Genomic DNA, 19,022 nt, shown 5'->3' on the forward strand with positions numbered 1-19,022 from the left:
AAGTGCATTTATATAAGCAGTAAAGAGGTGACAGAATGCAAAAACAATCGCAGAAGACAGATTTAACTGAAGTTAGAAGATATATAGAAGAGAATTTCACGAAGCACTTGTCTTTAGCACATTTAGCTAATCTTTCTGGACTTAGTTCCAGTTATTTTTCCTCGGCGTTTAAACAGGAATATATACAAAGTCCAATGGAGTATGTTACTCAGCTGCGGATTCAAAAGGCTAAACAATTATTGCAGAAACAAGACGTTCGCTTGAAGTTTATAGCAGAAGCGGTTGGATATAGTGATGAGTTTTATTTTAGCCGAGTGTTCAAAAAGGTTGAAGGGATCTCCCCAACGATGTATTCCAGCCAACAAAAATCAAATATCGGTGTTGTAACTGGGAATATGATGGGATATCTACATGCGGCAGGAGTGGTCCCTTTTGCTGCACCCTTAAGTGCAAAATGGACACCGTACTACTATAATTTGTGGTCGCAAGAAATCGAGCATAAGGTAATCTTGACCCAAAACAAAAATTATTGCAGCCCAAATGAGCTATTGCATTTGCCAATTGATCTTCTTATTTCTCCAAAAGATCTGTCGTCAGAGCTGGTAAAACAGATAGAGGATCATTTTCCAATCTATTGGCTGGATGATAAACAAGATTGCTTAATAGCGTTAACTGAACTTGCTGCCCGATTAAATAAACAAGAAGAAGCGAAACAGTGGATCACGCAGTATAGGGCAAGATTGGAAGACGTTCGTCGCGAGTTAGGGTGGATCACAAATCCACCTAAAATTCTAGTTATACGTATCTATCAGCAACAAGTTTTTGCTTATTGTAATACAGGCATTCAGCATCTTTTGTTTCAGGATTTGGGAGCGGAATCTGGTTATGAGCAGCCTGTTCTATATAATGCCGAGATTACTTTTGATGAGTTAAGTGAATTGAAGGTAGATAAGCTGTTTACGATTATATGCCCCGATGATGAATCACGCGCAACATGGCATCATCTGCAGAGAGACGCTGGGTTTAGACAGTTAGAGGCTATTAAACAGCAACAAATCTATGTCATTCACTCCGATCCTTGGTTTGAATACTCTCCTGTGGCTTTAAAACGAATGCTAGAGGAAGTTGCAGTAATGATGATACCTTGAAAATGTACATGTCTAATCATAAGATGTTACATGGTCAATGCTTCCTATCTCTTATACACTCAATACTGAGAATGATTATTATTGAGAATATAGGAAAGAGGGAAGCTCTATCATGAAGGGGTTTAATACAAAAACAATAAGTTATGTTGTAATGGTTGGTTTATTATCCATTCTACTAACAGCTTGCGGCGGCAATAATACAGCTAATCAGCAAGCAACAGATACTCCAGTAACAACCAGTGAAGCGAGCGCAACTGCAACGGATGAACCAACTGTACAAGAAACGGAAGCAGCGGCTAGAGAGGCGTTTGTAGTAACTGACCAAGTAGGCAATACAGTAAACATTCCTGGCACTGTGCAAAAGGTGTACGCACCAGGTTTAGAGGATTACTTAGTTACCCTTGGTGTAACCCCAGTAGCCCAATGGTCCACGGGTGAAAGACCGCAGCAGTATCTACAAGATACGTTAAGTGGTGTAAAAGAAATCAGCTTCGCTAATGGTGTTCCCTCTCCAGAATCTGTAGTAGATTTGGAGCCGGAATTAATTATATTCCCCACTGCTTTTTATGCACAAAATGGTGTTTATGAAAACTACTCGCAAATTGCTCCAACTTACGTGTTTAAGAATGCACTCGGCAATGTAGTGGAAGCCACAAAAACGATTGCGAAATTGCTAGGTTTAGAGGATAAAGCAACAGAAGCTATTGCTGCTTACAATACAAAGCTGGAAGCAACTAAAGCACAGTTAGCCAGCGTTTCTGCCGGTAAAAAAGCAATTTATATTAATGCGAATGCCCGTGCAATCTTTTTAGTGGGTAACTTCCATTACGGGGGTTATGTGCTGAGTGAGCTAGGCTTTGCTCAAAGTGCTCTTGTAGAAGGTGAAATGTCCGCTGATATTTCGCTGGAGATGCTGTCTGATTTAGACGCGGATTATATTTTCATTAACGATAATGATGGTCTGGGAGATGCCTTCCTGGCAGACATTAAAGCTAGTCCTTTATGGAAGGCGCTGCCGGCAGTTCAAGCAGGTAAAGTGTTCGAGGTGGATGGCGATCACTGGAGATCCAGTGGATTAATTGCTTATCAAAAGACGATGGACGATATTGTAGCGTTCCTGCTGCCATGATTATCAAACCGTACGTAAAACCAAACTATGAAACGATGCTGATCACGAGTAAAGCTAATCATAAGGACTATGAAATTTTTATTGCCAAACCTTTGGATGAGCCTGCAAAAGATGGCTACGGTGTCATTTATGTTCTTGACGGCAATGGACTTTTTGAAACCGCTGCTGAAATTACCCGATTGCTAACACGTAAGCCTAAAGGCTATCCACCTGCGATGGTTGTTGGCATTGGTTATCCTGGAGGTGAGGCATTTGATACCGTGCGTCGAACCTATGATTTAACCATGCCAGCCGAGCTCGCGAATTTACCGAAACGTCCCAACGGGGAGCTTTGGCCTGAATTTGGCGGGGCAGATGAGCTGCTAGCCTTTTTTGAAAAAGAGTTAATGCCAGCCATTGCCCAGCGGTTCGTTATCAATAAGCAGAAGCAAGCATTGTTTGGTCATTCCTTTGGCGGATTATTTGTGCTGCATGCTTTGTTTACACAACCCACCTTGTTCTCACATTATATTGCAAGCAGTGCTTCCATCTGGTGGAATGATTACGCACTTTTAAAGGAGTATGAGAGTTTTAAAGCTGATTTACACAGCAATACGCTAAGTCAGTTACCTAAAACGCTTATGATTGCCGGTGGAGAAGAGCTGGATTATATGGTCAAGGATAGCTTGGATTTATGTAACAGTATGATGGCCTTACACCTTCCAAGCTTTGAAGTAAGCTGGGCATTGCTTGAGCAAGAGGAGCATGTAAGTGTAATCTCGGGTGCGATTAGTCGGGCCGTCAAATTTTTGCTTACCACATCCTCTGACTTAAGTTAGAAATCATATCGTTTGCATCTGAGCTGGCCCTTGGCTGGCTCTTTTTGTAAAGTGAAGGGAAAGGGTTGGAAACATTGGCCGCAAATGTTCAGAAATCATCACTAGCAGGAGAAAAAAAGTTCTCCTTTTTAATATTGCTAATCTTCATGCTCCTCCTATTAATAGGCGTATTAGTGCTTGCTATGGCCCTTGGCGCAAAAAAAATACCCTTCGCAGATGTATTCATGTCGATCATCGCTTTTGATGATAAGGCTTCTACTCATCAGGTGATCCAATCCATTCGTTTACCCCGGGTACTTGCCGCTATGGCAACGGGCGCTGGATTTGCAGTAAGTGGAGCGATTATTCAAGGGATTAGTCGCAATCCTTTAGCCGATTCGGGGATTCTTGGGTTAAATGCTGGGGCAGGGGTCACATTAGTTATTGCTATGGTTTTCCTGCCGACGCTTACATTTACAGGTACACTTTGGCTCTGTATTCTAGGTGCGGGATTGGGAGCGGGTTTAGTTTTTAGTGTTGGTTTATTAAGTAAACGAGGCATGACGCCTATTCGGCTTGTATTGGCGGGTGCTGCCATCTCTGCAATGCTAACTGCCCTAAGTGAAGGAATAAGTATCTTTTTTTCAGTGGCACAGCAGGTGGCTTTTTGGTATGGAGGAGGTTTAAGTGGCATTAGTATGGCTCATTTACAGCAAATGTTGCCGTGGATGCTTCTTGCGCTATTACTTGCCATCGTAATTTCAAAGTCGATTACTATACTATCTGTAGGGGATGAGACAGCGGAAGGGTTAGGCGTTAATATTAAGCTTATCAAAAATCTCTCGCTTTTATCCGCATTTATGTTGGCTGGGATTTCATGTGCTTTAGCTGGATCTGTAAGCTTTGTGGGCTTAATTGCTCCGCATTTGGTACGTTACATAGTGGGTGTGGATTATCGTTATATTATTCCATTATCCGCGATTCTGGGAGCCACCCTTGTTGTGCTTGCTGATTTAGTGGCACGTATCGTAAATGCCCCTTATGAAATCCCTGTAGGTGCTGTAATTGCGGTTATTGGTGTTCCGTTCTTTCTATATTTGGCACGTAAAGAAAGGCGGGAACTATAGTGAAGCTAAGATGGAAATTTATAATTATAGCAATCATTTTACTGCTAGGCTTTATATATAGTGTATCTACTGGTCAAAGCAGCTTAAGCTTACAAGAGTTATGGCAAACCGTATTGGGAAATGGAACACCGAGGCAGGAGCTTGTACTTTTTCAGTTCCGTATTCCACGTATGATCTTGGGTTTTCTAGTGGGTGGCGCGTTGGCAATAGCAGGAATGCTGCTGCAAGCCATAAGCCGAAATGCTTTAGCAGACCCGGGCATATTGGGGATAAATGCTGGTGCTGGATTATCCATGATGTTATTTTTGCTGTTACAAAATAGCTCAACCGGCTTACATACTTATGTTCAGCCACTGTACGCTTTATTGGGTGGATTTATCGTTGTCGCTCTATTATTTATGCTTTCCTATGATCGCAATCAAGGCATTATTCCCATTCGATTAATTTATACAGGTATTGCTGTTGCGGCTGCGATTAGTGCATTTATGATTGTGTTAACCTTCGTACTAGATCCTTCGCAATATCAGATGATTAAGGTGTGGCTGGCAGGGAACATAGGGAATAGTAATTGGAGTCACGTGTATGCTATGCTGCCTTGGTTACTTCTTATTGTGCCTTTATTAATTCGGAATCATCTTATATTGGATGTACTAAGGCTTAACGATCCTGTAGTCATTAGTTTAGGGGTATCTCTAAATAAATATCGTGTTTGGTTTTTAGTGTGTAGTGTCTTATTGGCGGCACCAGCGGTTGCTGTTAGTGGGAGTATTGGATTTGTAGGACTAGTAGTTCCACATTTAGTTAGACGACTCTTTCGTGGCCATAAAATAATGATTCCCGCATGTTTATTAATCGGTGGCGGATTAGTTGTTATTGCAGATGCGCTTGGTAAAATGGTGGTAGCCAATACTGAAATACCAGCAGGAGTGATCGTGGCTTTAATCGGTGCTCCATACTTTTTATATTTATTGATTAAAAGTGAATAATTGAAAAAAACTTTGCGATTGGTGCTGGATATAAAAAAGAATGCCTTGATTATGCTATAATCCAAGGCATTCTTTTTTATATAGTTTTCGTTTTCAGCTTTTCTAAAAGATCTTTCCACCAGTAAATAGATTGCTCTAGTTGAGAAGCGTAGTAGCTTTCCATGAAATCTACGACGTCACGGGTGGAGCTATCTACATCTATTTGCTGGTAAATTTGATTTAATTGATCTTTTTTTATAAGTGACTGTTCAATTTTCTTCTCGATAATCGGGATCACTTTATCAGTCTCTACAAAACGAAGATTCACAAGAGCAACAATCATATCTGAAATAGATTCTGCATCTTCTATTACCTTATAAATTTTGAGCGGGAGCTGCCTGCGCCCTTTATCGGTAATGGAAAACACCTGTTTGTCTGGGCGATGTTCTTCTTTGATAATCTCTACCTGTTCAACTAAGCCCTGTTTCGTAAGGGATTCAAAATGATAATATAGTTTGCTTTCAGATAGATTTAGCAATGTATCAAATGGAATAGGGGTGGATAGTTCTTTTTTTAATTTATAAGGATAATTATTTTCATCCATTAACTTACTTAAGATATAAATTTGAATTGACATCACAGAACCCACTCCTAATTGTTGGCTAAACTCTATCTTACCAAACCTAGGCGGTTATTTCAGCTGTATTTTTAACTTCAACGGGCAGTATAGTTTCTTTAGTCACAGGTACAGATTTATGAACAAACCGGACGATAACAATGTTAATCATCATAGCCCCGGCAAATACGCCTGCTAATCCCCATAAGAAGGGTGCTGGACTAATAGAACCAAACATTTGTGCCAAATAAGCTTGCACAGAATAATACATCGGGGTGATGCGGCCGAACCAATCGTATGGTGTATACATCATATCACGAGGCATGGTAGCACCATTGGCGATGGTTTGCATGAGCAGGATTGGAATATTTAAGACCATACCGCCTTCGCCAACTAGGAAGACCATAATCGCACACACGTTAAATGCAGCCATATACATTAGAATTTGCTGAGCAGCAACTGGTAACAGTAAGGATAGGTCTACATCTGCAACAGAGAAGGCAATGGTTAAAGCAACGACAGTTGATAATACAGCGATTAATAAAGCTGTGAGTTGAACGAACATAAATAGTTTTGTCTTGCTTGCTTTCCCGCGGTTCGCTTTAAAAGAAGCAACTAATTGCATGGAGGCAATCATTGCCCCAACATAACCAGCCATAGTTAAGAACATAGGTAGCATGTTGTTGTGCATGCCGTCCGGAACATCATTGATGACAACATAATTCCCGACATAACTATTTTCAATTTGTGTAGCCATTGCGGTGGCTTGTTCTTCTGGTACGTTAAAGTTCATTAACACACCTTTTGCGGTTTGCTCTGAGAAGTTCGCGCTTAATTGTTTGTTAATTTCTCCTACAACGGAAGACATGGCTGAAGATACCATGGTGGCAGAAGCTTCGTTGACTGTGAAATCAATACTTGCGGATACCTTACCGCTTTGAACGTTGGCGGAAAATTCTTCTGGAATATGGACAACTAGAGCTAACTTATTATGTTCTAATTCATCCATCGCCTTTTTATTCGATACATCGGTTTTTATCGTTTTGAATGGTAAGCTCTCCGTGAACTGACTCGAAATCTGAGCCCCATATTGACCGGCATCATCATTGACGATAGCAATTTTTAAATCATCCATGTTCCCTGGAAGTGCTGTATACCCTGGTAAGAAAATACCAAGCATCGCAATGGCATAGAACACACCCATAAAAATAGAACCAATGGCCCCTTTGGACTTCAAAAACTGTGAAAACTTCAACTGTATACCTTCTTTCTTCTGAATAACACTTTTATTTTAGTACTCCAATTAAAGTACTTTTAACTGAGTGAGATTTATAGTACGATAATTCATTATAAATGTCAAATTTAAGATACAATGGGTAAGTAGTGAATGATTAAAAAAATGAATAACTGAAGGGACTTCGAACATGAACAAGGTCATTGTAATTGGTGCAGGCATATTAGGGGCTTCAGCAGCTTATCAGCTAAGTAAGTTAGGTGCTGAGGTCATCATTATAGATCGTAAGGATGTTGGACAAGCAACGGATGCAGCAGCAGGGATTATTTGTCCATGGTTGTCTCAACGCAGAAACAAAGCATGGTATCGTCTTGCTAAAGCGGGTGCAAGCTTTTATCCGGCACTTATTCAAGAGTTGGAAGAGGCTGGAGAAACCGAGACTGGATACGCAAAAGTAGGAGCGATATGTATTCATGAGGATTTGAAAAAGTTACTCGCGATGAAAGAAAGAGCGGAGCTGCGCAGAGAGGACGCCCCTGAAATAGGGGAACTTACGATGCTGACGGATCTTGAAGCGCAAGAGAAGTTTCCATTATTGTCGGAAGGTTATCATGCGCTGCATGTATCTGGTGCAGCAAGAGTGAACGGACGTGAATTACGTGATGCTTTGCTAAGAGCGGCACAGCGTAACGGTGCGCAAATGATTGAGGGCGATGCTATTTTAGAGCATGCTGATCATGCAATTAAAGGGGTTAGCGTAGGAGAACAGACATTCACAGCGGATGAAGTGATTGTGTGCGCAGGGGCTTGGTCTAACGCTTTGCTTCATCCGCTTGGGATCATGCTCCAGGTGCGTTATCAAAAAGCTCAAATTATGCATTTGAAGCTTGCTCAACAAGCGAGTACAGAGCAATGGCCTGTGGTAATGCCGCCTACAGATCAATATATACTTGCGTTTGCGGATCGAAATATCGTGGTAGGTGCTACTCACGAAAATGATGTCGTAGGTTATGATACTGCTGTAACCGCAGGAGGAATGCAAGAAATATTAAATAAAGGTCTGCAAACGGCTTCCGGTCTTGCGGATTGTAGCCTAAATGAGATAAGAGTAGGGTTCCGTCCTTTTACTGCAGATTTTCTTCCCGTGTTAGGCAGGGTTCAAGGATGGAATAAACTAATTGTTGCTAATGGACTAGGGTCATCCGGATTAACGATGGGACCCTTTCTTGGTGAGCAGCTAGCCAAGCTGGCCATGAATCAACAGGTAGATATTCCGCTTGAAGACTATGCATTAGAGCATGCGATAAATTGATGAGTACGAGCACGAATGGAGGGGAAGTCCAAACATTCACCTCAGTCACGCACTTACCTTAATAGAAAAATCTTAACTTCAACTAATATAGCGAAGGTTTTTTTTATCCTTTATACTGAAAAGACCAATTAATCTTCCTAGGAGTTGTCTAACGAATCATGATAAAGAAAGAAGTCGCGCATATACGCAAGCAATTTAAGCTGGATCACGATTTAATGAGTATTTACGATATTCTCAACGTGTATATTATGAAGGAAAGCAACGAGATCTATCATTGGGAGCGCCAGCCGTTTGGAATGGTGGACAGAGAGAAGCAGGAGCTGTATATGGGCAATTTCAAAAAACTCCTGACCGGTGAATTGGATCAGAAATTGTTCGAGTTGAAGTTTCAAGCGGAAGCGGAGGAGCCAGCGCAGGTGATGCTTCATCAAGCTTTGGTGACAGGGGATCCGGATGAATGGCAGGACCTGATGCTGCTGTTGGTGGACAGAATGATGGCGGATACTCATTATGAACGGGATACGGTGATCACTTTCGTTCGCGGACAGTATTTCCGCCCGACTAAAGATAGAAACGATGAAGCCGAGGAAAGTGAGAAAAACGAACTATTCGCGCATCCTTTTATCCTATGCAGCGTGAATTCCACGGAGAAACAACGGAAAGCTCTCTTGTTTGATTACGTGGAGCGGGAGTTCAAGTACAATATCATTGTAGATCCGATCGTCAAGTTAAGTACGCCGGAGCAAGGTTTCTTTTACCCAAGCGTGACGGACAATTATTCCGATGTGAACCGCATTCTGTATTGTACGGGGAAATCGAACTTCCCGGATCCGCATTTTGTCGGAGAGGTCTTGAATGCCGAAAGATCCAATACGGCTCTGGAAGAGAGAGCTATATTCGAAGACATCGTGAAGGAAGTGGCGGGCGAACAGCTTGATGCAACCACTCTCGCACAGGTGTACGAGGAGATCCATCAGGTCATCGAAACCAACGACGATAAGGAAGAACCTCCAATGCTCGATTATAGAGATCTGGAACGTGTACTGACGGTAAGTGGCGTAGAGAACGTGACAATGGAAAAAGTGGAACGGGCGTTTGAAACGATCGTTGACGATAAGCATTATGAGATGAAGGCGAGCAGCGTAATGCCGAAATTCACTACCAAATCGATAAAGATCGATACAAAGGTAGCTACGATTTCGGTCAGCCCGCAGGATTTAAAATATGTGAAGCAAGTGAATTATCATGGGAGACGCTGCATTTTGATTGAGGTTGACGAAGATGCCGTGATCGAAGGATTCACACTTACTACAGAGAATCTTTAGACCGCTTCAACAATGTTATGGGCTATCCTTAAAGTCTTTGAACAAGACTAAGGATAGCCCAATTTGTTTTGTGTCAAATACGGTGATTAAAGATATATTCGATATATTCTTTTGCGCTAGTATTAATTTCTTCATCGCTGGCTTGGAATGAAGCTCCAAAAACAGCAAAGTACGGTAGGGCTTCTGCGCCTACATGTTTGGCACTGGCTTTAAAGGGTGCGATCACTTCGTCTACGGTAAAAGAAACAGAGCCCTCTGGCTGATAATTTTCCTTTTTATCACCGATAGATAGGGCCAGCCCTAGCTTTTTCCCGTTAAGCTTGTCACCGTTTGATCCATAAGCCCATCCGTAAGCCAACACATCGTCAAACCATTTTTTTAATAGCGGCGGATAACTGTACCAATACAACGGGAATTGAAAGATCACATGGTCATATGCTTCCATTAGATTTTGCTCTCTAGGAACATTAATATTCCAGTCAGGGTACTCCTTATAAATCTCATGAAGGGTAATATCGTTGGGATATAATAGCAGTTCTTCTTTCCAGCGCTGGTTGACCCTCGAATTCTCAAGGCCCGGATGCGCCAAAATCACTAGTGTTTTCATGATGAATCTCCATTCTCAGGCCTATATTATTTATGAATATTATTATTATCTTGCAGGTTGTAAAAAAAGAAAATACACACAATAAAGTAAGATGGTTACTTCGAGGTGTGTACTGGACTCCGAAAAAAATATATGCAACAATGAAGTTTTGAGTAAGCTTAATTTGATCATTTGAATTACAGCGTAATATTCAGGGCATCTCACAAAAGGTTCTGATCCAGCAGCTTCGTGAACTTGAGAGGGATGGGCTTGTCAAAAGATTCGTGTACCAGCAGATGCCGCCAAAAGTTGAATACAGCCTCACGGAATATGGCGTTACAGCCAATAAGATCGTGGATGTTATGTGTTCTTGGGGAAAAGAAAATATAAAAATAAGACAAAGACGAGGAGAAGAGATCGTCTTGTTGGAGGATACATGTCCTGGAGCAAATTAAAGCAACAACTGGAGAGTTTTCTCTGTCCTGCGTTATCCGGCAAGGTTGAATATCGTGCAAGCAGTTACCGTTATTTACCTGATAAATCAGGGAGCTGTTATATTTCGGTAGATAAAAAGAACGTACTCAATATGAATGATAGAACTAGCTCAATCAGATGGTATCAGACGGAGCAGGAGATTAAGAATGATTCAGAACTCCAAATTCCTGTCCACCCTGAAGACATCGAAGCGGTTAGAAAAGATAGTAAAGGGAACATCCCGGAGGATCGTCTAATAGTCATTGCAAGAAGCAGAAAGATATCAGAAGTTGCAAAGGAGCTTTTGTCAGCACAGACCTCATTAAGTAAATCGAATTTTATCGTTATAGCTAATAAGTTTTTATCTACTTCTATAGAAGAAAGCTTAGAGAGCGATGATATCCTATTGAATATTCTGGCTTTAGTGGACAGACGGGTTGGGAAAAAGCGGATTTTAAACATGAGCGAGAAGATCCAGTTAAAGCATCCGATTGTGCAATATTTTTATGAACTACGTCGTAGTACATTGTGAATACAGGAGAGGAACCCATAGGATGAAACTGAAACAAATAAATGACTCTATTTATTATTTAGAAAATGTGAGAGAAACAGACAGACCTGTTTTGGGATATGTTTTAGGTGACAGCTTTTCAATAATGATTGATTGTGGCAATTCAAAATCGCATTTAGATGCCTTTATAAAGTGTTTAGATGATAACAATCTGCCACGTCCCAAATATGCTTTGATCACGCACGTTTGATAAGATGCACATAGCGGGGATTATTATCATGGAGAAGGTAAAATTGATCCAATAAAAATGAAAGAATATATTGAGCTTTTATCGACTCTTTCATTTACTACGTATATCCCAGGGCACGACGCCCCTATGAGCAAGGAACAAATCATTCCCTTGTTAAATAGATTTTGTGAGGTAAAGTAAAGGGGAACCGTATCATTAGGGCGAAATTTTGTGAACTGTTAATTAAGCAGGTTTAGCAACAGGGAGTATTTTTAACTCATCGATAGAATTAGGTAATACATGATATAATTGTCATAATGTTATCTAATAGGTGGTGAATATACTTTTGAAAAGAGCATCAACAGAAGAGTTATTGAAGTTTAAACAATCTTTAAGTCCACTTAAAAGAATAGAGGCTAAAGATGAAGTTGCAGCTACGGTAGAAGATTTACTGATTTTGAGCAAAGAACCTGTTTTGAATTTGGTAGAAAAGACGAAATTAAAAGAGAAGTTATCAGTAGAAGAGCAAATCGAGTATTTAAAATTTAAAGGCATTACTTTCAATTCCTATAATGAGTCATTAGCTAAAGAAATATTAACGGATCGAACTTACTATTATAAAGTTACTGCTTTCAGAAAGAATTTTAATAAAGATAGAGATAACAAATACACAAATGTTGATTTTTCAATTTTAAATGATTTAGCTACAATAGATATGCATTTTAGGTATTTATTTTTAAAGTTGTCTTTAGATATCGAACATAATATAAAATCTTTAATTATTCGCTTGATAACTGAGAGTGATGAAGATGGTTTTGAAATTATTGATGAGTATAAATTATTTGAGTTAGAAAGTTATAGACGAAAACTTATAACAAAAGAACTAACGCTTGAAGTAATCGAAAATAAAATGAAAAAATATGAAACTATAGATAAAAAGTTATTGGAGGCATTTAAGTCTCAAAGAGATTATAGCTATGATTTGATTGTTAAAAGGAAAAACAAACCTTCCATATGGGTACTCATTGAATTAATGTCTTATGGTCAATTATGTTTCTTTATTAATTTTTATGTTCAAAAAAAGAAATATAAATATAAAGAATTAAAACTGGCGAATAGCCTATTATTTGATTCGAAAAATATTAGAGATTCCTCTGCACATAGTAGACCTATTATTTTTAATATTGTAGGGCCTAATCAATTTTTAATATCTAATGAAAAGCATATAAAATTGCAAGTTCGAAATTATATAACTCAAAATTGTAATATGAGTGATTCAAGTACTAATATTCTACTTAGAAATCTTAAAACACATGATATTACTGCCCTACTGTATTTACATGATTATTATGTTAAAGGAAGAATTTCAAGAGTTGAACGTAAAAAAGAATTAGTAAGTCTCATTAAAAGATGTAGATTGAAGAAATCCTTTTATGAAGAACATTCTGAGTTTGGAGAGATAATGTACATTTTATTCAAACTGGTCAGAAATTATAAAGTGAAACCTTAAGATGTTATTGACTTGACTATTTTACAGTGGTAAAATTCAGTTTAGATGAAAGACCCTTCCGCAAGGTCGTCTGGAAAATAGGGTAACAGCTATTTCTAGATTAAAGGAATCAAAATCCTTGAAACAATTATTACTTGTGTAATTGTTTCAGGGATTTTTTAGTATCTAAATTATTTATAGAACTTAGCTTATCACTATCACGGAGAACCTTATCATAAGTAAGTGAGGTTTTGATTTGAAGGTAAAGAAGCTTACTCAAAATAATTAAATCTTGGGTAGGCTTTCTTTTGAGCTATCAGTAATTCAACTTAGTCCTACTGTGCTTGTAAAGTCTGAGCTCGCCATGTGGACATACTTGCTGAAGTAAGGGACTATCTTGGTACCTTTTAAACTTCGCCCTCGGATGATATGGGGAGCCTTATCACATAACAGCTTATTTTATTAGGCGACTTGTTAGGTATGAATTCGGTAGTGTACCGGACGCATGCCTTTTTGTTGTGCCTGATGGGGCAGTTCATAGGGGTTGGCTTATTTGCGTTTATTGGGAAGCAGCGTTACGATTAATCATAAGCAGCCTTGCTTCAAACCCCTCCTGAGCTATTAGAAATCTTAGACGAATTATACATCGATGGCTGGGGACATGTACAGAAAGGGAAACAGAAATGGATAAGAAAATAAGCGTAGAGAATCTAAAACTGACACCACAAAATGATACTTATTATATTGCTTGGAGTATCGGAGTCGATAAGAAGTATAAAAAGCATATGAAAAAAGAAATAAAGAGCCAACTCACAGACGTTCTAGGATCCATGACTCAAAATAATGCTGTGGAGGATATTTCAGTTTACAGTCATAACAAAACAGCCGAAAAACATGGAGAATTCATTATATGGGATTATCTTATCCTAATGCAGATCAAGGAAAAAGAAGATGCCGAAATCATTTTACCTACCTTGAAAAATGTGAATATACCTTTCGTGCTTGAAACAATCCGTATGGAGTTACTTGTAACTACACCAAACAGTACGTACCCTACACCAGGGGAAGGCGCGCGAAAACGGCATGTAAAGCCATTTTATGCAATTGAATATGTCGATGTTCAGCCTAATCATTTAGATGAATTCCGGGACATAATGATTAACAATAACGGACCGGCAATGAAGTACATAATGGAGGAAGCGAGATGGTGTCATAATTTTTATGCATTAGAAACGCTGACTGTCTTCTATCATAATTCAAGTTATCCTACTTGGAATCAGATTCATGTCATAGGTTTGTATTTGGAATCAATTTTTCTATATAAAAAAGATTTCTCAAAAGGGCTGGCACTGACCCACAGCATTTCATTTGAAGAAAACTTTGCGCAGTTAAAGAAGATAAGAACCATGTTATATAAAACGATCGGGAGAAAGATGATCTAGAATAGACCAATGGATAAATGGATCAAACCCACCCCGTAAACTCCAAAATAGACGCTTTAGCGGATTGTGCTTCGGATTGTGCGCCTTTACGCCATTGTTTAGGTGACTCACCCATAAGCTTGGAGAAACATCGGTTGAAGCTGGATATGGACTGAAAACCGACTTGCTCAGAGATGGAGAGAATGGAATCGTCCGTACTTTTTAACTGCTTGCAGGCCTCTTCAATACGGGTACTGTTTAGGAAGTCGAGAGGTGCGGACCCCATAATCTCATGGAATTTCCTGCGGAAATGAGTGGTACTTAGGTGGCACAGATCAGCTAAAAAATCGATGGTAATCGGCATCATGTAGTTTTTAGTGATGTATTCCAGAACGGGTGAGATGACAAAATCGCCCTTCAGGCTATGCTCTGTGTCTTGATTAATCAAGGGTTCATTCCGGGAATGAATTCTAAGAAGCTCTATATAAAGCGATAACAATAAGCCGTAGGCACTTTCTTGATAGTAAGGATTTTTTTGCTTCAATTCCTCTAAGACCGATGTCGCAAGGGTATAAACCTTGGGATGTTCCTCTTTGTTCAAAATACAGTTTGTTCCCTTAATTGCCCACAGATTCGGCTCAAAGTTGCTGTAAGCGCTCTTGAAGGATTGCTGAAAAAGATCCTCAGGCGAAAAAAAGATATAAGACCACAGACTGGCTTCATTCGGCGAACTATAAGTTGTATGAGGGAGATACCTAGGGATGAAGGTCACATCTCCGGCTTTAAAAGGCACAGATTCTCCTTTGATCTCCATGATGCCGCTATCCGAATGGCAAATGCCAATCTCCAAATGATTATGGAAATGCAGATGTTCACTTTTAATATCAGAAATCTTCCAACGTTCACCGCTTAACAGCAGGATAGGAAAGTTTATCGGTAAGCTGTAGTGGCGGTATTCAATGATGGGCTTCTTTTTTCTGGGCATATTCTCAATACTCCCATTCTTATTACGTAGGTTGAGTAGATTATAGGTTAACGTTATATCAAATTCAACTATATAAAGAGAACTTGATATTATACAATTTGGGAAAAAAGTGGCGGAGGAGAAGTTTGGAACTGTAGGAGCGTTAGCGTCCGCCTTTGTCAGCAGATTTCCACCGCGAAGAGCGGTATAAAATCAAGAAATCTGCAGACAACAGCGGCCGGAAGTCCAAACATTCTCTGTAGTCACGGCCAATCCCGAAATATAAGAACTACTAGTTAATGGTTGAAATTGCACAGTTTAGTTATGAATATGCTTAGAATCAGACCATTTTACTACTTACAATAGAGTTAGTAAAGCGTTTACAATATGGACGGACAGCTCTCAAGCGCCTTTGGGGGCGTGTGCGAAAGAGAGGAGAAACAAGATGCTTCAATTAAATTATGACAGAGAAGAGATTTTAAGGGTCATCGATAAAGTGGTCAGAAAAACAATGGCGATGGATCTAACATGGGACTGGCCTTGTGGTGTGGCTTATTATGGGGTAACCAGAGCTTATGAAACTACAGGAAATAAAGAGTATTTGGATATGCTTGTCCAGTGGGCAGATGAATATATCGAGCTGGGTCTGCCGGATTGGACAGTTAACACCTGTGCTATGGGCCATATGCTGATCACCTTGTATGAAGAAACAGGTAACCAGAAGTATTGGGATATTGTGATGAGCAAGGTGGATTATCTGCAGAACAATGCGCTTAGATTCGGAGATCATGTGTTGCAGCATACCGTCTCTATTTCTAATGATTTTCCAGAACAGGCATGGGCGGATACCTTGTTTATGGCGGCATTTTTTCTGCTTCGTGTAGGAAGCAAATTAAAGGATCAGGAAATGATCCAAGATGCCTTGAATCAATATTATTGGCATATCAAATACCTGCAAGATCCTAGCAGCGGGTTTTGGTACCACGGCTACAATAATGTGAAGCAGGATCACATGTCTGGACTATTCTGGGGCAGAGCGAATGCTTGGGGCGCATACACTATGTCGCAAGTTAAAAAGCTTTTGAAAGAATGGTATCTGTATCCGCAGTGTATGGACGTGGAGTGTTCGCTGCGCGATCAGCTGGCCGCACTCAAGCTGGTGCAAACGGAGAACGGCCTGTGGCGGACTGTACTAGATGACGAGGAGTCTTATGAAGAAGTATCCGCGTCTTGCGGCATTGCGGCTGCTATGATCAATAACGGCAATCCGCTGCATACCAAATATGTGCAAAAGGCCCTGAAAGGTATTTTGAACAATATCAGTGAAGATGGACGGGTACTAGGTGTTTCTGGCGGAACAGCGGTTATGAAGGATCGGGAAGGATACCGCAATATTCCAAAAGACTGGAATCAAGGCTGGGGGCAAGGCTTAGCATTAGCTTTTCTATCCGATATGCTTAAATAGGAGGGATCCAAGTTGTCCAAAAAAACAACGGGGGCCTTTACACTGCCGGGAGAATCCGGTTATGAGGCATTGACCCTGGAATTAGCTGAACGTTGGGGTGCCGATGTCATCCGTGACAGTGACGGCACACAGTTGTCCGATGAGATTATCAACGCAGGATACGGCATTTATTCTACAATCTGCATCATCAGAGATCATAACGAATGGGCGTCCCAGAATTCAGACAAGCTGCAGCAGAGCTTTTTAATAACAAATCCTAAGGTAGCGGTACAAGATTATTTATCCATCTATCTGATGGAGGATTTTTTTGCTGAACAATTCCGAGTGAATGATTCCAAAGAGGCGTTTAAGTACTGGCAGGTTTTTGACCGAACGACGGGCGAAGAGGTTCCAAGAGAACTGTGGAATTATGAGCGGGAATCGGGAAATGTAGTCATTACTGGAATTGCACCTTGGCATAAATACACAGTCAGCTTCATGGTCTATCGGATTTGGGAAGAGATCTCCATGTACAATCACACCACGAATCACTGGGAAAAAGAGCATCTGATGCAGATTGATCCCATCTATGTAGAAACGCAAAAATATTTACTCCATTGGATAGAAGATTGGTGTCATAAGCATAAGGAAACAACAGTGGTTCGATTTACCTCCCTCTTTTATAATTTCGCCTGGATCTGGGGCAGTGATGAGCGCAATCGCCATTTGTTCTCGGACTGGGGTTCATATGATTTTACGGTAAGCTCAAGAGCGCTTGATCTGTTTGCCAAAAAATATGGGTATTCGCTCACGGCCGAGGATTTTGTGAATGGTGGGAAATATCGGGTCAGTCATATCCCGGCGCAGCAACGGAAGCTGGACTATATGGCATTTATCAATGATTTTGTCATCGAATTTGGTAAGCAATTAATTGATATTGTGCATAAGCACGATAAGCTGGCGTATGTCTTCTATGATGATAGTTGGGTTGGCATGGAGCCTTACAATGACCGTTTTGAAGAATTTGGTTTTGACGGGATGATTAAATGTGTGTTCTCAGGATATGAGGCAAGGCTTTGTTCTGGTGTAAAAGTAGATACCCATGAGATTCGGCTGCATCCCTATTTATTTCCGGTTGGATTGGGAGGGCTTCCTACGTTTATGGAGGGAGGTAACCCTACGCTCGATGCCAAAAAGTATTGGATTAATATCCGGCGCGCCTTGCTCAGAGAGCCTATAGATCGGATTGGACTGGGCGGATATTTGCATCTTGTAGAGCCTTATCCGGATTTTTGTGATTATATCGAAAAGATCGCGGATGAATTCAGAGAAATTAAAGAGCTGCATCATAAAGGCAAACCGTATCACATTAAGACGAAGGTAGCCATTTTACACGCTTGGGGTAAATTGAGATCGTGGACTTTGTCCGGGCATTTCCATGAAACGTATATCCATGATCTGATTCATATCAATGAGGCTTTGTCCGGATTGCCGATTGAAGTCCAGTTCATTGATTTTGAAGATATCCGTAAGGGAGTATTACAAGAGTGTGATGTAGTGATTAATGCCGGCTCGGCAGGTTCAGCATGGAGTGGCGGAGAATACTGGAGTGACCATAAGTGCGTGGACTTACTGACAGCGTGGGTTTATGAGGGCGGTACTTTTATAGGTGTCAATCAGCCTTCGGCGCTTGAAGGTTATGACAGCTTTTTCAGAATGGCCCATGTGCTTGGTCTCGATGAGGATACAGGCTCCAAGGTAGCTCATGGAAGATGGACATTTGAGGCTAGAGATGAGCAAGGTTTAGTGCCTGAAGGAGCCAGTATAACACCTAAAAATAACATTTATCTTACGGATGGCTCGGCAGCGGTATTGTGTGAAAAGAGTGGGATGATAACATTGTCTGCCCATACCTTTGGTAAAGGAAAGGGGATCTACCTGCCTTCTTTCACCTTAAGCTTTGAAAATACAAGATTGCTGTTAAATGTGATTCGTTATGCCGGGAATGAGTTAAAGGACACAAAGTATATTACGGATAATTTATATACAGAGTGTGCGTATTATCCAGAAAGTAAAATACTCGTCGTGATTAACAATAGCGACCAGCTTCAAAAAACTACGATTGATACAGAATATGGACAACAAACGTTGGAATTAGATCCGTTTGATACTATTATCCGGACTATTGGCGATTAATTACATTAAAAAAGCTCAAGCCAGCGGCTAACTTGCCGATGCTTGAGCTTTTTGC

General features: G+C 40.4%; 17 protein-coding genes and 1 pseudogene. 14 read left to right on the plus strand and 4 right to left on the minus strand.

All coding sequences use genetic code 11. From position 1 onward, the window contains the following. Window positions 1-35 precede the first annotated feature (35 nt). From MHH86_RS03545 to MHH86_RS03565, 5 genes are all read left to right on the plus strand, one after another. Window positions 36-1,148: a helix-turn-helix domain-containing protein gene (locus MHH86_RS03545; RefSeq protein ID WP_340888491.1), complete on the plus strand. Its 1,113-nt coding sequence runs from the start codon at window positions 36-38 to the stop codon at window positions 1,146-1,148. A gap of 112 nt (window positions 1,149-1,260) precedes the next feature. Further along, complete coding sequence (locus MHH86_RS03550) at window positions 1,261-2,277, plus strand: ABC transporter substrate-binding protein (RefSeq protein WP_340888493.1); 1,017 nt, start codon at window positions 1,261-1,263, stop codon at window positions 2,275-2,277. Next, window positions 2,274-3,095, plus strand: a complete 822-nt coding sequence (locus MHH86_RS03555; RefSeq protein ID WP_340888495.1) for an alpha/beta hydrolase-fold protein — start codon at window positions 2,274-2,276, stop codon at window positions 3,093-3,095. The genes MHH86_RS03550 and MHH86_RS03555 overlap by 4 nt, the downstream gene beginning before the upstream one ends. 65 nt (window positions 3,096-3,160) lie before the next feature. Further along, window positions 3,161-4,201 (plus strand): iron ABC transporter permease, encoded by a 1,041-nt coding sequence (locus tag MHH86_RS03560; protein WP_340888498.1) that lies wholly within the window; start codon window positions 3,161-3,163, stop codon window positions 4,199-4,201. Continuing rightward, the gene (locus MHH86_RS03565) at window positions 4,201-5,187 is read left to right on the plus strand and encodes an iron ABC transporter permease (RefSeq protein WP_162164281.1); all 987 of its coding nucleotides are present in this window, start codon (window positions 4,201-4,203) and stop codon (window positions 5,185-5,187) included. The genes MHH86_RS03560 and MHH86_RS03565 overlap by 1 nt, the downstream gene beginning before the upstream one ends. A gap of 76 nt (window positions 5,188-5,263) precedes the next feature. Here the strand turns inward: MHH86_RS03565 and MHH86_RS03570 are convergent, their stop codons facing one another. Both MHH86_RS03570 and MHH86_RS03575 read right to left on the minus strand, forming a co-directional pair. Further along, a complete protein-coding gene (locus MHH86_RS03570; protein WP_076104116.1) occupies window positions 5,264-5,803 on the minus strand; it encodes a helix-turn-helix transcriptional regulator in 540 nt (179 codons plus the stop codon). Window positions 5,804-5,849: 46 nt separating this feature from the next. Further along, window positions 5,850-7,037, minus strand: coding sequence for an ABC transporter permease (locus tag MHH86_RS03575; protein WP_340888502.1), 1,188 nt, complete (start codon window positions 7,035-7,037; stop codon window positions 5,850-5,852). 169 nt (window positions 7,038-7,206) lie between these two features. Between MHH86_RS03575 and MHH86_RS03580 the strand changes: the two genes are divergently transcribed. Further along, window positions 7,207-8,328, plus strand: coding sequence for an FAD-binding oxidoreductase (locus tag MHH86_RS03580; protein WP_342479642.1), 1,122 nt, complete (start codon window positions 7,207-7,209; stop codon window positions 8,326-8,328). A 158-nt stretch (window positions 8,329-8,486) separates the two neighbouring features. Next, on the plus strand, window positions 8,487-9,653 hold the full coding sequence (locus tag MHH86_RS03585; protein WP_076104113.1) for a DUF4317 domain-containing protein: 1,167 nt from the start codon (window positions 8,487-8,489) through the stop codon (window positions 9,651-9,653). Between the two features lie 73 nt (window positions 9,654-9,726). Here MHH86_RS03585 and MHH86_RS03590 read toward each other — a convergent pair whose 3' ends face one another. Then, window positions 9,727-10,260: an NAD(P)H-dependent oxidoreductase gene (locus MHH86_RS03590; RefSeq protein ID WP_076098717.1), complete on the minus strand. Its 534-nt coding sequence runs from the start codon at window positions 10,258-10,260 to the stop codon at window positions 9,727-9,729. A 185-nt stretch (window positions 10,261-10,445) separates the two neighbouring features. On the opposite strand from MHH86_RS03590, the pseudogene MHH86_RS03595 reads away from it, so the two are divergent. The 5 genes and pseudogenes from MHH86_RS03595 to MHH86_RS03615 form a co-directional block, all read left to right on the plus strand. Next, window positions 10,446-10,694: pseudogene (locus tag MHH86_RS03595) on the plus strand (winged helix-turn-helix transcriptional regulator); the annotation flags it as partial. Then, window positions 10,676-11,245, plus strand: coding sequence for a hypothetical protein (locus MHH86_RS03600; RefSeq protein WP_036684825.1), 570 nt, complete (start codon window positions 10,676-10,678; stop codon window positions 11,243-11,245). The pseudogene MHH86_RS03595 and the gene MHH86_RS03600, both read left to right, overlap by 19 nt. A 22-nt stretch (window positions 11,246-11,267) precedes the next feature. Beyond that, window positions 11,268-11,474, plus strand: a complete 207-nt coding sequence (locus MHH86_RS03605) for a hypothetical protein (RefSeq protein WP_036684827.1) — start codon at window positions 11,268-11,270, stop codon at window positions 11,472-11,474. 325 nt (window positions 11,475-11,799) lie between these two features. Continuing rightward, the gene (locus MHH86_RS03610) at window positions 11,800-12,963 is read left to right on the plus strand and encodes an Abi family protein (RefSeq protein WP_051491357.1); all 1,164 of its coding nucleotides are present in this window, start codon (window positions 11,800-11,802) and stop codon (window positions 12,961-12,963) included. Window positions 12,964-13,625: 662 nt separating this feature from the next. Further along, window positions 13,626-14,384, plus strand: coding sequence for a hypothetical protein (locus tag MHH86_RS03615; RefSeq protein ID WP_051491358.1), 759 nt, complete (start codon window positions 13,626-13,628; stop codon window positions 14,382-14,384). 22 nt (window positions 14,385-14,406) lie between these two features. On the opposite strand, the gene MHH86_RS03620 is transcribed toward MHH86_RS03615, so the two are convergent. Next, window positions 14,407-15,348 (minus strand): AraC family transcriptional regulator, encoded by a 942-nt coding sequence (locus MHH86_RS03620; protein WP_036684829.1) that lies wholly within the window; start codon window positions 15,346-15,348, stop codon window positions 14,407-14,409. Window positions 15,349-15,772: 424 nt separating this feature from the next. Between MHH86_RS03620 and MHH86_RS03625 the strand changes: the two genes are divergently transcribed. Further along, window positions 15,773-16,792, plus strand: coding sequence for a glycoside hydrolase family 88 protein (locus MHH86_RS03625; RefSeq protein WP_036684830.1), 1,020 nt, complete (start codon window positions 15,773-15,775; stop codon window positions 16,790-16,792). A 12-nt stretch (window positions 16,793-16,804) separates the two neighbouring features. Beyond that, on the plus strand, window positions 16,805-18,967 hold the full coding sequence (gene gnpA / locus MHH86_RS03630) for a 1,3-beta-galactosyl-N-acetylhexosamine phosphorylase (protein ID WP_036684832.1): 2,163 nt from the start codon (window positions 16,805-16,807) through the stop codon (window positions 18,965-18,967). The last annotated feature ends 55 nt before the right edge of the window (window positions 18,968-19,022 follow it).

Origin of the sequence: Paenibacillus sp. FSL F4-0097, assembly GCF_038593125.1 — a bacterium.
GTDB lineage: Bacteria > Bacillota > Bacilli > Paenibacillales > Paenibacillaceae > Paenibacillus_AQ > Paenibacillus_AQ odorifer.

Bases quoted from the DNA above. Each gene is read 5' to 3' on its own strand.
- MHH86_RS03545 (WP_340888491.1), top strand. From the start codon at position 36: ATGCAAAAACAATCGCAGAAGACAGATTTAACTGAAGTTAGAAGATAT.
- MHH86_RS03550 (WP_340888493.1), top strand. From the start codon at position 1,261: ATGAAGGGGTTTAATACAAAAACAATAAGTTATGTTGTAATGGTTGGT.
- MHH86_RS03555 (WP_340888495.1), top strand. From the start codon at position 2,274: ATGATTATCAAACCGTACGTAAAACCAAACTATGAAACGATGCTGATC.
- MHH86_RS03570 (WP_076104116.1), bottom strand. From the start codon at position 5,803: ATGTCAATTCAAATTTATATCTTAAGTAAGTTAATGGATGAAAATAAT.
- MHH86_RS03580 (WP_342479642.1), top strand. From the start codon at position 7,207: ATGAACAAGGTCATTGTAATTGGTGCAGGCATATTAGGGGCTTCAGCA.
- MHH86_RS03585 (WP_076104113.1), top strand. From the start codon at position 8,487: ATGATAAAGAAAGAAGTCGCGCATATACGCAAGCAATTTAAGCTGGAT.
- MHH86_RS03590 (WP_076098717.1), bottom strand. From the start codon at position 10,260: ATGAAAACACTAGTGATTTTGGCGCATCCGGGCCTTGAGAATTCGAGG.
- MHH86_RS03600 (WP_036684825.1), top strand. From the start codon at position 10,676: ATGTCCTGGAGCAAATTAAAGCAACAACTGGAGAGTTTTCTCTGTCCT.
- MHH86_RS03605 (WP_036684827.1), top strand. From the start codon at position 11,268: ATGAAACTGAAACAAATAAATGACTCTATTTATTATTTAGAAAATGTG.
- MHH86_RS03615 (WP_051491358.1), top strand. From the start codon at position 13,626: ATGGATAAGAAAATAAGCGTAGAGAATCTAAAACTGACACCACAAAAT.
- MHH86_RS03620 (WP_036684829.1), bottom strand. From the start codon at position 15,348: ATGCCCAGAAAAAAGAAGCCCATCATTGAATACCGCCACTACAGCTTA.
- MHH86_RS03625 (WP_036684830.1), top strand. From the start codon at position 15,773: ATGCTTCAATTAAATTATGACAGAGAAGAGATTTTAAGGGTCATCGAT.